This window comes from uncultured Lutibacter sp., assembly GCF_947493565.1.
GTDB classification, from domain to species: Bacteria; Bacteroidota; Bacteroidia; order Flavobacteriales; family Flavobacteriaceae; genus Lutibacter; species Lutibacter aestuarii.
This window is the reverse complement of sequence record NZ_CANLRG010000006.1, coordinates 81,509-98,293: the sequence shown is the minus strand read 5'-3', so window position 1 is coordinate 98,293 and position 16,785 is coordinate 81,509. Positions and strand designations below refer to the sequence as shown.

Annotated in this window: 10 protein-coding genes; all 10 read right to left on the bottom strand. The window is 32.0% G+C overall.

Annotated elements, in window-relative coordinates; translation table 11 throughout:
- Window positions 1-6 precede the first annotated feature (6 nt).
- From Q0714_RS08905 to Q0714_RS08860, 10 genes are read right to left on the bottom strand one after another with little or no spacing between them, the layout of a single operon-like run.
- Window positions 7-2,277 carry a GH92 family glycosyl hydrolase gene (locus Q0714_RS08905; RefSeq protein WP_298264334.1) on the bottom strand — a complete coding sequence of 757 codons (2,271 nt, stop codon included), beginning with the start codon at window positions 2,275-2,277 and terminating at the stop codon, window positions 7-9.
- A complete protein-coding gene (locus Q0714_RS08900; protein ID WP_298264332.1) occupies window positions 2,264-3,739 on the bottom strand; it encodes an alpha-L-fucosidase in 1,476 nt (491 codons plus the stop codon). Before Q0714_RS08900 ends, Q0714_RS08905 begins: the two co-directional genes overlap by 14 nt.
- Window positions 3,740-3,743: 4 nt before the next feature.
- Window positions 3,744-6,059, bottom strand: a complete 2,316-nt coding sequence (locus Q0714_RS08895) for a GH92 family glycosyl hydrolase (RefSeq protein ID WP_298264330.1) — start codon at window positions 6,057-6,059, stop codon at window positions 3,744-3,746.
- A gap of 9 nt (window positions 6,060-6,068) precedes the next feature.
- Window positions 6,069-8,390 (bottom strand): family 20 glycosylhydrolase, encoded by a 2,322-nt coding sequence (locus Q0714_RS08890; protein WP_298264328.1) that lies wholly within the window; start codon window positions 8,388-8,390, stop codon window positions 6,069-6,071.
- Between the two features lie 33 nt (window positions 8,391-8,423).
- A complete protein-coding gene (locus Q0714_RS08885; RefSeq protein WP_298264327.1) occupies window positions 8,424-9,443 on the bottom strand; it encodes an isoaspartyl peptidase/L-asparaginase family protein in 1,020 nt (339 codons plus the stop codon).
- Between the two features lie 10 nt (window positions 9,444-9,453).
- Window positions 9,454-11,691, bottom strand: coding sequence for a GH92 family glycosyl hydrolase (locus Q0714_RS08880; RefSeq protein WP_298264325.1), 2,238 nt, complete (start codon window positions 11,689-11,691; stop codon window positions 9,454-9,456).
- Between the two features lie 6 nt (window positions 11,692-11,697).
- Window positions 11,698-12,816 carry a putative glycoside hydrolase gene (locus Q0714_RS08875; RefSeq protein ID WP_298264323.1) on the bottom strand — a complete coding sequence of 373 codons (1,119 nt, stop codon included), beginning with the start codon at window positions 12,814-12,816 and terminating at the stop codon, window positions 11,698-11,700.
- Between the two features lie 7 nt (window positions 12,817-12,823).
- A complete protein-coding gene (locus Q0714_RS08870; protein ID WP_298264322.1) occupies window positions 12,824-13,885 on the bottom strand; it encodes a sugar-binding protein in 1,062 nt (353 codons plus the stop codon).
- Window positions 13,886-13,896: 11 nt separating this feature from the next.
- Window positions 13,897-14,862 carry a glycoside hydrolase family 130 protein gene (locus Q0714_RS08865; RefSeq protein ID WP_298264321.1) on the bottom strand — a complete coding sequence of 322 codons (966 nt, stop codon included), beginning with the start codon at window positions 14,860-14,862 and terminating at the stop codon, window positions 13,897-13,899.
- 37 nt (window positions 14,863-14,899) lie between these two features.
- Entirely contained in the window at window positions 14,900-16,780 is a 1,881-nt protein-coding gene (locus tag Q0714_RS08860; RefSeq protein ID WP_298264319.1) for a sodium:solute symporter family protein, read from the bottom strand.
- Window positions 16,781-16,785 lie beyond the last annotated feature (5 nt).

The following is a 16,785-nucleotide window of genomic DNA, read 5'->3' as shown; positions in this document are numbered from 1 at the left end:
TGCTATTTACTTTAAAATAATCTTTATTTTTTTTCCTTCAACTAACTCTTTATGATTGATAAAATAACTATTGTGTTTTTTACCATTTAATAAAATATGTTGAATGTTTCCATTTGAATTTGACTCTCTTTCAATTATTAATTCGTTATTTTTATAATATGTAGTATCTAGTTGAATGGTAATTTTGTCAAACATTGGAGTTGTAATGGTATATTTTGGCTCACCAGGAGCAATTGGATAAATTCCCATCATTGAATACACTAACCAAGCCGACATAGTACCAGTATCATCGTTTCCTGGAATGCCATCTGGTGTGTTTTTAAAATATTGTTTCACTAATTTTTTCACTAATTTTTGGCTTCTCCACTCTTGTCCGCTTACATAATTAAATAAATAAGGATACGCTATATCTGGTTCGTTTGCCATATCAAATTGATCTTCATCAAAAACTTTTTGTAATTGTTTTGTAAATCCTTTATTACCGCCCATTAATTTTTTAAGTCCAAGTATGTCATGAGGAATCATAAAAGCGTATTGCCAAGCATTGCCTTCAATAAAGCCAACATTTTTAGTAAAATTAGCTCCTGCCAATGGGTCAAATGGTTCGTACCAATTACCATCTTTGTTTTTGGGTCTTAACAATTTTAAGTTTTTATCGAATAACTTTCGATAAGAAATTGATCTATTTTTAAAACGTTTATAATCTTCTTTTTTTCCTAATTCTTTTGCAAGTAATGCAATGGAATAATCGGCTGCGTTATATTCTTCAGTTGTAGAAACTGACCCTCCATTTTCAGTTGTTAAGTACCCTTTTTCAATATAATCTTTTAATCCAGGTCTTAAAGGGTTGTTTTCAATTTGATCAGCACTTTTAAGCATTGCTTCATACGCTTTTTCTACATCAAAATCTTTAATTCCTTTTAAATACGTATCTGTAATTACAATACTCGCAGGATCTCCGACCATAGTAAAAGTTTCTGTAGAATTTAGTTCCCATTTAGGCAACCAACCATTTTCATCATACATTTCTAACATGCTTTTTATCATATTAGATTGTTGTTGTGGATAAACCAAAGACATTAATTGGTGCAAATTTCTATAAGTATCCCATAATGAAAATACTGTATAACGAGTTCCTTTAGTTTTACCAATGTTCCCTGTTTTAATTTCAGGGTATTCGCCGTTATAATCATTTAAAGTATTTGGATGAATTAGAGTATGGTATAAGGCTGTATAAAAAACTGTTTTATCATCCTTTGTACCTCCTTCAACTTTAATTCTAGATAATAAATTATTCCATGCTGTATATGATTCTTCATAAACATCATTAAACGATTTGTTAGAAGTTTCCTTTTCTAAATTTTCTCGTGCGTTTTCAATACTTACATACGAAACTCCAACTTTAACTTCAACTGTTTCAATTTTATCAAACTTATAAGAAAAATAAGTTCCAATACTATCTCCGGCTACCATTTTTTTGGAAGCATCCATCAATCTAGTTTTTCCATTATAACCCATCCATTGTGCCTCTAATCCTTTATAAGTTGTTGGTTTTTTCCAAACACCAAAATTATCCGCTGGTTTTGAAAATTTTGCTACAAAATATACTGGATAAGCTGCCTCAGGGCTGTTATAACAAAAGGATCCTACTGATCGCATTCCTTCAATTTCAGTAGAAGAAACAATTTTAACCATGGCTCCTTGTTCATTGGTTAACCCTAAACCTAAATTCAATAAAATATTTGATTGCCCTTTTGGAAATGTAAATTTGCTAACACCCACTCTTTTTGAAGTTGTGAATTCTGCTTTTATATTATATTTATCTAGTGTTGAGGTATAATACCCAGCTTTAGCAACCTCCTTAGAGTAGGTTGTACCATATTTTAAATGGTTCGTTTCCACCTCTCCTGTGGTAGGCATCAATAATAATACTCCTAATTCTGGACAACCAACTCCACTCAAATTTACCTGACTAAAGCCTGTTAAAAAAGTATTCTCATGCACATATGGATTTGATAACCATCGACTATCTTTTTCGAGAGGTAAATTTTGTGGTCCTGCAACGTTAAAAGGACTGATACTAGCCATTCCTCTAGGTGCTATTGGACCTGGAAAAGTTGCTCCATAATTAGAAGTTCCAATAAATGGATTAACAAAATCTACTGGTTGTTGAGCATTAGAGTTTAAACTTAACAAAACTAAAATTGCAAAAAAAATAGGATTAACTCTCTTATTAAAAAAATTATTTAAAAACATATATATTTTATTGATTAACATCTTCAACTTTTAATGTCCAAGCGTATTTTGCTGGTAAATTATTTCTTAGTTCTTGAGGAATTTCCACTTTAAAACCCTCTTTTATTTTATTCCACTTTAATTTCTTTTTGAAACCAAGCATTGTTATTTTAGTCCCTCTTTTTGGGTTTATTGAATTCACGATAATTTCTGATGGAATAGTTTTACCATCTTCAGCCATATAAAATAAAAACACATTCCCTTTTTTATTCTGAGTCATACAAATATTGTTCTCTTTAAAAGGTGCAATAGGTTTGGTATTATAAATAGCTGAGCTGTTTATTTTCATCCAATCGGCATATTCGTCTAACAAATTATAAGCCTCTTGTTGCCATCCACCCTCTGGACTCGGGGCAATATTTAATAATAAATTACCACCTTTTGCCACAATATCAATTAACATATGAATGCCTTCTCGTCCACTCATATATTTAGCATTTGGCGTGTAAGACCAACCTCCTCCTGAAATTATACAAGATTCCCAAGGATAAGGCAATGTTTTTTCAGGAACTCTATTCTCTGGGGTTAAATAATTTTGATTTTTCCCATGAACGGCTCTATCAACTACAATCAAACCTGGTTGTTTTATACGAGCCTTTTTGATAAGTTCATCCATTCTAATATCTTGATTTACCATTCTATGTTTTAAATAAGCTCCTTCAGTTTTTTGAAGTGCTTTGGTAAACCAATCTATTATCTCGGTTTTAGATGCTTTTGCTACCCATCCTCCATCTAGCCATAAAATGTCAATTTTTCCATAATCGGTCAAAAGTTCTAGAATTTGATTGTGCGTAAACTCAACAAATTTGTTCCATTTCTTTGGGTTTTCTTCTGGAGAATAATTAACATTTCTATCCATTGGAGGAAATTTTGGATCCCAATAATATTTTGAATGCCAATCTGGTTTAGAAAAATAAGCTCCAGTCCATAATCCTTCACTACGGAAAGCTTTAAAAATTTCTTTTGTAATATTTACTTTAGGATTTTTTGAAAAAGAAGTTCCTACGTTTGTTATTTTATAATCTGTGTACTTTGAATCAAACATCGCAAATCCATCATGATGCTTTGTTGTAAAAACAACATATTTCATTCCTGCTTTTTTTGCTGCATTTGCCCATTTATTTGGATTAAATTTATAGGGGTTAAATGTATTTTTTAATTCTTCATACTCTTTTTTATAGGTAAAATAATCGTTTGGATTACTTCCTTTTTTACGCTTACACCAGCCATATTCTTCAGGAGATAATGACCACGATTCTACAATACCCCATTGACTATAAGTGCCCCAATGCATTAATAGCCCAAACTTTTTCCCTTGCCATTCATTTAGTTTTTCTAATACTAAAGTATCTGTTTCAGGGACATACCTTTCATCTTCATAAACTGCTTGTGAGTAAATTTGAGCAGAAAACAAAAGAAAAAAGATTCCAACAGTTCGTTTCATTTTATTAATTTTTACTTAAAGAAAAAGGAATATTTTCAGGATTACTTCCCCAGCTTTTATTTGGATTTTCTCCCATGTTAAACTGCAAACTACCTCCATTTTGAATATCTTTAAATTTTAAAAAAGTATTTTCATATTGTTGACCATTTAAGGTTGCTGATTGAATATAAAAATTCTTTGTTGTATTATTTTTTGAAGTAATATCAAATATATTTCCGTTTTCTAAATGCAACGTTACTTTATCAAATAAAGGGCTTCCAATTACATATTCATCTGTACCTGGAGTAACTGGATAAAACCCTAAAGAGCTAAATACATACCAAGCTGATGTTTGTCCGTTATCTTCATCACCACAATAGCCATCTGGTGTAGCTGAATACAATTTTGTTAAAACCTCTCTTACTTTTTCTTGCGCCTTATAAGGTTTATTTGCGTAATTGTACAAATAAATCATATGTTGAATAGGCTGATTTCCATGAGCATAATTCCCCATATTTACGATTTGCATTTCTCTAATTTCATGAATTGTAAATCCGTAATATGAAGCATCAAAACTAGGAGGCATTTCAAAAACTTCATCTAATTTGGAAGCAAACTTTTCTTTACCCCCCATTAAATCCATTAAACCATGGATATCATGAAACACCGACCAGGTATAATGTAAACTATTGCCTTCTGTAAAAGCATCTCCCCATTTTAATGGATTGAACGGAGACTGAAAATCACCTTCTTTATTTTTTCCTCTCATCCAATTTGTTGAAGGATCAAACAGTTTTTTATAATTCATCGACTGCTTATAATATTTTTCTGCAATATCAGCTTTCCCTAATTTTTCAGCCATTTTCGCAATAGTAAAATCGGCATAAGCGTACTCTAAAGTCCTTGCCGCATTTTCATTAATTCCAACATTATATGGCACATACCCCAAATCATTATAATACTCTAAACCAGCTCTACCAACTGAATTTACAGGTCTTCCTTCTGAAACAGTTGCATTTTTTAGCATCGCTTCTAACAACACTTCAACATCCATCTCTTTTACCCCTTTTAAAAAGGCATCAGAAATAATTGGGGCAGAATTAGAACCAATCATACAATCTCTATGACCTGGACTTGCCCATTCTGGCAGCCATCCTGACTCTTTATAAGTGTTGGCCAAACCTTGCATAATTTTTCCATTTAGCTCTGGGTACATCATATTAAAAAATGGAAAAACAGCTCTAAATGTGTCCCAAAATCCATTATCAGTAAACATATACCCTGGTAATACTTTACCATTATAAGGACTATAATGAACTACATTTTCATCAGCGTCAAACTCATAAAATTTTCTTGGAAATAATAGTACCCTATATAAACTTGAATAAAATGTTCTAATATTATCTATATTATCGTCTTCAATTTGTATTCTGTTCAATTCTTTTTCCCAAGCTTGTTTTGCTTTTTCTTTAGTTTGTTCAAAAGTATCAGCTCCTATTTCTCTTGATAAATTTAACTGTGCTTGTTCTAAACTTATAAATGATGAAGCTACTTTTACATGAACTTCTTCTCCTTTTTTAGTTTTAAAACCAATAATTGCTCCTACATGTTCACCTTCACTATTTGTTGAATTTTCAATCAATTTCCAATCATCATTCCACGTATGATTGATTTCAAAATCTTTATCAAATTCTGCAACAAAATAATTATGAAAATTATCTGGAACACCGCCACTATTATTTCTGCAATAGCCAATAATTTTACGCTCTTCAGGAATAATTTTCACCATTGATCCTTTAAAAAATGCATCGAGCATAATATAAGATTCATCAGATTTCGGAAATGTAAATTTAAAGTGTGCTGCTCTTTCTGTAGGTGTTACCTCAGCAACTACATCATAATCTGCTAAATACACCGAATAATGGTTAGGCTTTACAGTTTCAGCTTTATGTGAAAACCACGAAGCGCGTTCATCTTCCTGAAATTTTAAGTCACCTGTAACTGCCATAAATGAAAATGCCGCATAATCATTTATCCATGGGCTTGGTTGATGGGTTTGTTTTATGCCTCTTATTTTATATTCGTCATATTTATAAGTCCAACCATCACCCATTTTTGAAGTCATTGGAGTCCAAAAATTCATTCCCCAAGGAGTAGCAATAGCAGGGTAAGTGTTTCCGTTTGATAAACTAAACTCTGAATCGGTACCCATTAACGGATTCACATAATCTACCAAGCTAGTTTTAATTGCTTCTGTATTTTCTTGTTTGTTTTGAGTTTTATTGCATGACAATAACGTTATTGCAAATAGTAGAGTTATGTATTTAAAAAAATCTTTCATCTTTCATTTTTAATTGATTAAAATTTCATCTACAAACAACCAAGCTTTTCCTCCTTTAGGAGTTTGTTTTAAACAATTAGCTTTAACTTTAACAAAACGTGTAGTAGTTTTATCAAATTTTAATTTAAAATCTTTTAACTCTGATTTAGAATTTTTTTGAAATTCTCTTTCAATTTTAGCTACTGATTTATAGCTATTTCCATCATTAGAAACCGAAACTTCTATTGCTGTCGGAAAATAAATTGCTGGTCCTTGGTTTTCAAGAACACCCATAACAACTTCAGAGATTTCTTCTTCATTATTTAAATCAATTATTAATTCCATATCAGTTGCCAACCAACCTTGCCATTGTCCATCGTGAAAATTTTTTGTACCCCTTAAAGTATTTACCATTCCAAATTCACCTGCTCCTTGGTATTTTTCACTATAAGGAGTTATATAAGTTACTTTATGTGCTATAGCCTTATGAAATTTAATAGTATCAATAAATATTTTTCCAACTGGTATATTGTTTTTAAATAAGGAGGTTTTTACAATAGTTGTTTCAGATAATTCAATTGGTTTTGTATATTTGGTTGCATTTTCATTCATTTCATTATCTCCAATTACATACCTAATATCTGCATTTGGAAATTCATTTTGCAAGGTTAAATTCACTGTTTTATTTTCTAAATTAACAGTAGTATTTGCAGAAACTAAATAACTGCTTTTAGCATAATTGATATTTAATAATTCATAACGATTAAACATGGTGGATATTCTAGAAGAAAAGTCATTCCAATTGCGTAATTCTTTAGGTGACCAAAGTGTTTCTGAAAGTGCTGCTAATCTAGGAAAAATCATATATTCAGATTGCTTTTCATTAGGAATGTATTCAGCCCAAAGATTCGCTTGACCTCCAAGTACATGTTTTGCTTCTGCTGGAGTCATTACATCAACTACAGGATCAAATTGGTATACTTTACTTAAAGGTGTATAACCTCCCCAAGCTAAAGGTTCCTCATTTTGAGGTCCTTGATAATGATCAAAATAGCAGTGCGTTCCAGGTGTCATAATTACGTCATGCCCTTGTTTAGCTGCTTCAATTCCACCTTTTACACCTCTCCAACTCATTACGGTTGCATCTGGAGCTAACCCACCTTCTAAAATTTCATCCCAACCTATCAACTTTTTACCTTTTGAGTTGATAAATTTCTCCATACGTTTTACAAAGTAGCTTTGTAATTCTTCTACGTTTTCTAGATTTTCATCCTTCATTCTCTTTTTACAATGTGGACAAATTTTCCAGTTAGTTTTGGTAGCCTCATCTCCACCAATGTGAATGTATTTTGATGGGAAAATTTCCATTACTTCTAATAAAACATCTTCTAAAAATTCAAAAGTGTGTTCTTTTCCTGCACAATAAATATCTGTAATTGGCCATACTCCTCCTGAAGGAACTCCAATTGGTTTTTCAAAACAAGATAGTTCTGGATATGCAGCAATAGCACAAGAAACATGTGCTGGCATCTCTATTTCAGGAATAATTTCTACATTCTTAGAAGCTGCATAAGTAACTAATTCTTTTAACTCTTGTTGGGTGAAAAACCCTCCATAAGTCCCTTTCTCATTAGGATCGGTTGTTTCTCTTGCACTCCAATGTTTATCTTCTTGATCAACTCTCCACGCGCCAACATCTGTTAATTTTGGATATTTTTTAATTTCCATTCTCCAGCCTTGATCATCTATTAAATGTAAGTGTAAAACATTCATTTTATGCATTGCCAAACGATCAATTACTTTTTCTAAATATTCTTTATTGAAAAAATGACGCGAAACATCAATCATTAAACCTCTATATTGAAATCTAGGTTGATCTTTAACAACAATAGCTGGAATTATCCAATCTATATTTTTAACAAGCTCATCACTCTCAATTTCTATAGGAAGTAATTGACGAACTGTTTCTAAACCATACATAAAACCTGAATTTCCGTTGGCTGTAATTTTAATAAAATCAGTATGAACTTCTAATTTATAGGCTTCTTTAGCAAATGATTCATCAACACTTAATTGAATATAATTACGTTGAGGAGCAGTTTCAGAAAATCCAAGATTCCAACCAACGACCTTTTTAAATTTATTAACTAAGGTGGTGGTTGCCTCTTTTTGAGATTGATTTTCAATAAAAAATTGAGTGTTTTCAGAAAATTCAAACACTCCGTTCTCTAATTGAACACTTGCAGGTTTTGGTATTATTTGAATATCACTTTCAGTAAATACCTTGCTCTTTGAACAAGAGGTAATTACTACCAATAAAGCTAAAATTTGTAGTTTCTTAACGATTTTCATTGTACTTGTTTTTTATGACTTTTCTATTCTTTCCTAATTTTCCCAAGGCATTTTAAATGCAGCATCTTCCATTCTATTTCCATATTCTTCATCGTAAACTGCATAATTAAAACCTGATCGAAGGCTGTAACCGGCATATTCTCCATTTTTATTAAGTGCTATAAAGCCTACTTGAAGATATTCCAAATCTCTATGGTTTTTGTGTTTATCGTAAATTCGTTCCACAATTTCTTTACAAGCTTCTAAAGGCGATTTTCCTTGGCGCATTAATTCAACCACCATAGCACTACCAGCCGTCCTAATAACTGCTTCACCTAAGCCTGTTGCTGCCGCAGCACCTACTTCATTGTCTAAAAACAACCCAGCTCCAATAATTGGTGAATCTCCAACTCTACCATGCATTTTCCAGGCTGCTCCACTAGTTGTACAAGCTCCAGAAATATTACCATCATTATCTACAACTAACATTGAAATTGTATCGTGGTTTTCAATATTTATTACAGGTTTGTATTTAGACTCTTCCACCCATTTTTTCCAATCTCTTTCTGCTTCTGCAGTTAACAAATTTTCTTCAGTAAAACCTTCGGAAAGCGCAAATTGAAGAGCTCCTTGACCTGACAACATTACATGAGGCGTGTTTTGAAGTACTCTTTTTGCCACTGAAATTGGGTGTTTAATTCCTTGTAAAAATGAAACAGAGCCACAATTACTTTGATGATCCATAATACAAGCATCTAAGGTTACTTTACCTTCTCTATCTGGATAACCACCGTAACCTACACTTCTAACTTTTGGGTCTGCTTCAGGAATTTTCATTCCTGCTTCAATTGCATCTAATGCTGATTTTCCATTTTTTAATGAATTCCAAGTTTCTTCATTTGCAGGTAATCCGTGATTCCAAGTGGAAATAATTACTGGTTTTTTCTGATTTTTTTGCACTACTTTTTCAGCAGTTGCATCTTCTTTTTCAGTAAGTTCTTTACAACTTAAAACAGTACTAATTCCGATGGTTCCTAGAGCGGCTTTTTTTATAAAATCTCTTCTTTGCGACATAAACGTGGTTTTAATTGTATATTTCTGAACTTGATGCCATAGTATTTTTTACATTCTTATTTGGAAGATTTCCCATTGTAAAAATCAATGTTCCTCCATTTATTATTTCTGAATGTTTGATATAATTTCGTTCAATTACTTCGCCATTTAATTCAATGGTTTGAATGTATTTATTTTCTGAACTATTGTTTATAGTTTCAACAGTAAATTTTTTTCCATTTTCTAAATTTAGCGTTGCAGCATCAACAATTGGTGAACCAAAGGCGTAAACACCTTGTGCTGGATTAACAGGATAAAAACCTAAAGCACTAAATACATACCAAGACGACATTTGACCGCAATCTTCGTTTCCACAATGTCCGTTTGGTTCATTTTTATATTGAGTTTCTAAAATTTCACGTACCAATTCTTGTGTTTTCCATGGTTTTTCAATGTAATTGTATAAATAGGCTACATGATGGCTTGGTTCGTTTCCGTGTGCATATTGCCCAATCATTCCTGTACTAAAAATTGGTAATTTATCTTCTGGAAGTGGATTTAGCGAAAACATAGTATCTAACTTTTTCTCTAACAATTCTTTTCCTCCAATAATAGCTGTCAATCCTTCAACATTGTGTTGTACAGACCAAAAGTATTGCCAGGCATTACTTTCACAAAAATAGGGTGTGTATTCCTTTGGAATAAATTCTTTTACAAATGCTCCATTTTTTAATTTTGGACGCATAAATGTACTTTGAGAATCATATACATTTCGCCAATTTTCAGAACGTTTTAAAAACTGATTATAAGCTTCTGTTTTACCCAAAGCTTTTGCAAATTGTGCAATACACCAATCATCGTAAGCATATTCTAATGTTTTGGAAACCGACCAATTTTCATGATGTTCATCAACAGGAACATAACCTAGCTCCATATATTCATTTATTTGTCTGGAATTGTCCGTTGCACTTGCTATACAAGCTTCAAAAGCAAGATCGGTATCAAGACCAATTCCTTTAAAATAAGCATCTACAATCACTGGAACCGCATGATAACCAATCATCATATTTGTTTCATTTCCTTGCATAGACCAAACTGGCAATAAACTCGTTTCTTTATAATGTGCTAACAAAGAATTGATCATATCAGAAGTTCTTTCTAGATGTAAAATGGTATATAATGGATGCGCTGCTCTGTAAGTATCCCAAAGTGAAAAAGTATCGTATCTATTAAAACCATTAGCTTTTACAATGTTATCATTCGCACCTTTATAATTAAAATTATGATCGCTTAATAAGGTTGGCGCCAACATAGATTGATACAACATTGTGTAAAAAATGTGTTTTTTGGTTGTATCAGTTGTTGAAATTTCAATTTTACTAAGTTCGTTTTCCCATTTTTCTTCAGCTTTATTTTTGATGAGATCAAAATTAAAATCAGATGCTTCAATTGCTATAGATTTATGTGCACCTTCTATATTTGCTGAAGAAATTCCAGTTTTTAAAATAATTTGTTCGCCTTCAGTAGTTGCATACTCTAAAATAATTTTGGTGTTTTTTGCAGTTACTGGTGAAGTTGTTATACTATCATTCTTAAATAATTGATATGAATTAAATGGTTTTGAAACTTTAATTACAAAATATACACGTTGGTCTTTTGCCCAACCAGTAGATTTTCTGTATCCTTCAATTGTAGTATTATCTACAACATTAAAATATGTTTCCGTTGGACTGTCCCAATTCAATGCATATCCTAAATCGATATGAATTTCTGTTTTATCGTCTTTTGGAAAGGTATATTTATGAATTCCTGTTCTTTCAGTTGCCGTTAATTCAGCTTTAATGCCATAATCTAACAAATCAACCGAATAGTAGCCTGGCGAAGCAGTTTCTTTATCGTGTGAAAAACTTGAAAAAGGTTTGAAATTGTTTTCTTTAATTCTTTTTGAAAACTTACTATTGGTTGGCATTACTAAAATATCATACAAATCTCCTGCTCCAGTTCCTGTTAAATGCATATGAGAAAACCCTGAAATAATAGAATCTTGGTAATAATAACCCGCAATTCTGTCCCAACCAGGAATACCAATATCTGGACTTAATTGTACCATTCCAAAAGGAACTGTAGCTCCTGGATAGGTATTTCCAGGGCCATCTGTTCCAATAAATGGGTTCACATAGTTTGTTAATTTATCAAGTTTTATTTCTGGTTCTGAACAACCAAAAAGCAATCCAAATAGAATGATATATATAAGTCCAAACTGTTTCATAAATTACTACTTCAAACTTTCTTTTGTTTCTTTTATTGCTTTTAAATATTCTTCGGATATTGCTGGGCCATCAAAAAACGTGATTCCTTTTGCTCCGTTTTCTTTAGCCAATAAAATTGCTTGTTTAAAATCTTCCACAGATTTAAAATCTGGCATATAAATTCCTGTGTTTAGACCAATACCTTTGTCTTTTACATCTTCAACACCTTGTTTGGTTGCAAAACCAATCCAGTCTACCTCTTCGTTATAAAAACCGTGATAAATCATTGGATACACTTCATTAATTGTCCATTTATCCCAACGTTGACGTACCATATGATCTGCCATTTCAGGATAAGGAAAAACTGCAGCCGTTAAATTTTTATTGTATTTATGAACAATTTCATAAGCATCATTCACCACATTTCTAACAGCATTTAAACGGAACTGTTTCCACTCCATGTCAATGTCAGTATTTTTAATATTTCTAGGATTTTTATGATGGATTTTTTCAAATTCACTTACACAAACATCACAATAACAAAAATCAAATTCAGGTAATTCTTCATCCTGCACTAAATCGTATTTTGGCAATAAACCAATTGGCAAGAAAATATCTGAAAAACGGATATAATCTAAATGTACACTTTCAATACCTTCAACTTTTGCTAAACCTTCAACTAAGCCTAAAACGTGGTTACGAGATGCTTCTCTAGTTGGGCATAACCACTGGTAATAACCTACATACGGACGCGTATCAAAACACGATTTTCCTTCTCTACTTACAGCATACCATTCTGGATGTTTTAGAGCAATAGTATCCCCAGGACGATTCATTGCCATAATCCATGCGTGCACTTTTAATCCGTTTTCGGTTGCAATTGGTGTAATTCTTTTTAACAATTCAGGATCAGTTCCAGTGTTAATTAACACCTCATCAATACCAGCATCTTTATATTTTTTGAATTCTTGTGCATATTCTTCATTTGATTTTTCATTATTTGCAGTAGTCCAAACCCCAAATTCAAACGAATTTTCAGTTGTTACGTTTTCTGAAATTGCTGTGGTATCTTTTTTCTCTTTTGCAGTTTGGCAAGAAAAAATACTGAATACCAATGCAAAAAATAGTAGTTTTTGTAGTTTCATAATAAATTTAATTTGAAATAATTTTACCGTTTTCTTTAATAATTAATGTGTTGTTAGTAAAAGGACTTTTCACTGAAATATTATAGCCTGTTGCGTGATTTTCTATAGTTGGCTGCAAGGTCTTATGATTTACAACAATAGCTTTAGAAGTTAAACTATCTATAGATGTTGCCCATTTTTTATGCTTTTGACGGTAGCTATTTTGTGCTTTGTATAAATTATATAATTCTTCTTTTATAAAATCATCTTGCGGAATTGTAAATGTATCTTTTGAACCAACTTCTTTAGATGAAAAATACACATAACCCCATTTTTCTGGTTCGTGCATATTTATAACACCTTGTGGAGACCACACCCAATTATACTCGTGTGATAGTTTACCTTCAGCATCTTTTTTTCTTTGATATTTACCATCTTCCAATTGAAAATCCCAATTAACTCTAGAGAAATTAACTCTCCAATGTTTATTTTCAGGAACATTTTTTTCGAAGTATGAAGTTTTATATGCTTTCCAAGGAATTGCTAATTCAAGCGTCCAACCTTGATCTTTATCTATTGGATTGTTTATTGTTCCATCAACCTTTACAGCCGATTTTAACCCTGTTAAGGTCCAATCGTTCAAAGCGGCATTTCTTTCACGATACGGTTTTGTAATAAATAAATCCCACACTGTGTTTAAGGCATTTACTTCTAATTCGTAATAATTAAAAGTATCACCATCTGGATCAATAAAAACTTCAAAATCATTATTATGAAAAATTATGGCATCGTGTTCTGTAATATCTGCCCAAACGTGCGGTTCTTCCATTTTTGCTAAAATATAAAAGTAAGTTTCATCCCACATCATTTTAACGTGCGTTTTGTAAGTTGGTTCTTTTACGCCTTCAATATCAATAAAAGTATCCGACCATTCTGTTTTAGTCCAAGCTGTTTCTGTAGCTTCACCATCAATGGTAATAGTTTCAGAAGTTTTATATGCAATATAACTTTTAGGAATATCATTTTTTGATTGTGCACAACTAACCGTAGTAAATAAAAGTAATGCAATAACTAATTTAGGTAATTTCATATCTAAAAAATTTATAAACTATTCTCTTTTGTATACTGAATTACTTCACTTAATTTTCCGAATGCCAAAGCAACAACAGTATCTGCTGCACCATAATATATTGCTAATTTATCTTCTTTAACATCGTGTAAAGCGGCACAAGGAAAAACTACATTTGGCACATCACCAACTTGCTCGTAATTTACGTGAGGTCCTAATAAGTACGGTTGCGTTCTGTATTTTACTTTATCTGGCTGATGTTCATCTAAAATTGCGGCTCCCATAGCATATCTAAAACCATTACAGGTATTTATTACACCGTGATATAGCATTAACCAACCTTCGTCGGTTAAAATTGGAATTGGGCCAGCACCAATTTTTGTACATTGCCAAGCACTATCTTCAAAAGGAGTGGCTTTCATTACACAACGATGCTCTCCCCAATATTTCATGTCAGGACTATAACTAATATAAATATCTCCAAATGGGGTATGTCCATTGTCACTTGGGCGACTTAACATGGCATATTTACCATTAATCTTTTGTGGAAATAAAACGCCATTTCTATTGAATGGAAGAAATGCATTTTCACACTGAAAAAATTCAACAAAATCGAATGTATAGGCAATTCCAATGGTTGGTCCGTGGTAACCATTACACCAGGTAATCCAATATCGGTCTTCAATAAACACTACACGAGGGTCGTATTTATAATCTGAATCAATCATTTGGGTATTACCTGCTTTCATAACAATTGGTTCATGATTGATATCCCAATCGATCCCATTTTTACTGAACCCAGCAAAAATATTCATTTGTACCGCTTTATTATCACATCTAAAAACACCTGCAAAACCATCTTTAAAAGGCACAACCGCACTATTAAAAATACTGTTTGAAGTTGGTAATTGATCTCTTTTTATAATTGGATTTTCAGCATATCTCCAAATTATTTCTTTACTCTCTGCCGGTTTATCTTGCCAAGGAATTGTATTCACAATATTATTATTTTAATTTAAAAATTTAATAAAACTATTAATTAGGAAGTTTTCTAACCTTATCTAACCACGTAAATTTAAGTATAATTGAGGTGATTAAAAACACTGCAAATGCTATCCACATTTTAGGATAATCACGAATCATTAAATAAATTGGCAAAACAATCATGCTAGATTGCCATATAATACCAATGACACAATTGAACATATCTGACCAAAATTCAGAATTTTTCTCTGCGGTTTTATCCTCTTTTTTTAACTCAGTTAAAACTGGTTTCCACCAACCCCATGGGTGTACATTTTTATAAAATGATTTTAGTACTTCCATGTTTGTTGGCGCACTTAAATAAGTACCTAAAAAAGAACCCAATAATGAAAAACCAAATATTATTGGAAACAAGTATATTGCAGATAAATTTGATAATTCATATAGGATTGTACCTTCAACAAAATTAGCTTTATTTTGGTCTAATAGAAATTGTAAACTGGCAATAATTAAACCTGCTAACATTCCCCAAAAATACCCCCATCCATTAAATCTCCACCAAACCCATTTTAAAAAATTAGCAGCTACATAGCCTCCAAACAATGCACTTGTTATCCATAAAGTTAATGAGTTGATAGACTCTGCAAAAAAGCCCATAAAAACACCCAAGCCTACTACTAAAAATGAAGCTATATGGCTTGCTTTAATATAATGCTTATCACTTGCCACTGGCTTAAAATATTTTTTATAAATATCATTTACTATATAAGCTGGCCCAGCATTTACAAAGGCAGAAAAAGTGGACATAAATGCAGCTAACAGCCCTGCTAACAATAATCCTTTAATACCAACTGGCACATGAAAATTAATAACTTTAGGAAGTATAATTTCTAAATCTGCCCCTGTTAAATTTGGATTGGCAATCATTTCAGGAGCCAAAACTACAAGAGCAATAACCACTACTCCACCTATCAATAAATATCTTGGGATAAATAATATTAAATTAGTAAACCCAGCCATATATGCTGCTTCTTTTACCGTTTTAGTAGATAAAATACGTTGCATATCAAAACTAGGTGTAGGTCCTGCAATACTTGCAAAAAAGCCTTTAAATAAACTCATTCCTATCAATGCTCCAAACATTTTATAGCCTTCTGAATCTACTAAATCATTAAAGGCTTGATATTTAGAACTATCCCAATGCGGATCTAATTCCCAACTGAAAAATACGTTTTTCCACTCTTCGGAAATTACATTAGCAATTTCTACATCACTAAAAGCAAAAAAAGCATATCCAGCAACTAATACTCCAGCAATTACCATAATTCCGTATTGTAAAACTTCAGTAGCTACAACAGAAAACATTCCTCCTTTAATGGTATAAATTGTAGTAAGAAAAATAATGATTAAGGCATAGGATTGTTCAGAATTAAAAAGTACTGAATTGCCAATTTGCAATGTTAAATCCCAAGGCAAAATAACGGTCATAAATTTACCAACACCTTCAAAAAAATAGGCGATAAACCCTATAGCTGCAACGACTGCAAAAATTGCTACAATTTTATGAGAAGCTCTTCCTGCTTTATCATCTCCAAAACGTGTTAAAATCCATTCAGAACCAGTCATTATATTTGACCTACGTATCCAAACAGCTAAAAACATCATTATAAAAATCTGATTCCATATAGGCCATAGCCACATCAGCATAAAACTTTTAGCTCCGTATAAAAAAAGCCAACCAACCATTAAGGCAGTTCCAGAAATATCAAACATTCCAGAACCGTTACTTAAACCTAAAAAATACCATTTTATATTATTTCCTCCTAAAAAATAAGAGTTTAAACCTTTTGAAGCTTTTTTAGAAACCCATATTCCAACAAATAGAGTTAATAAAACATAGACTACAATTATTGATACATCAATTATATCCATTCTTA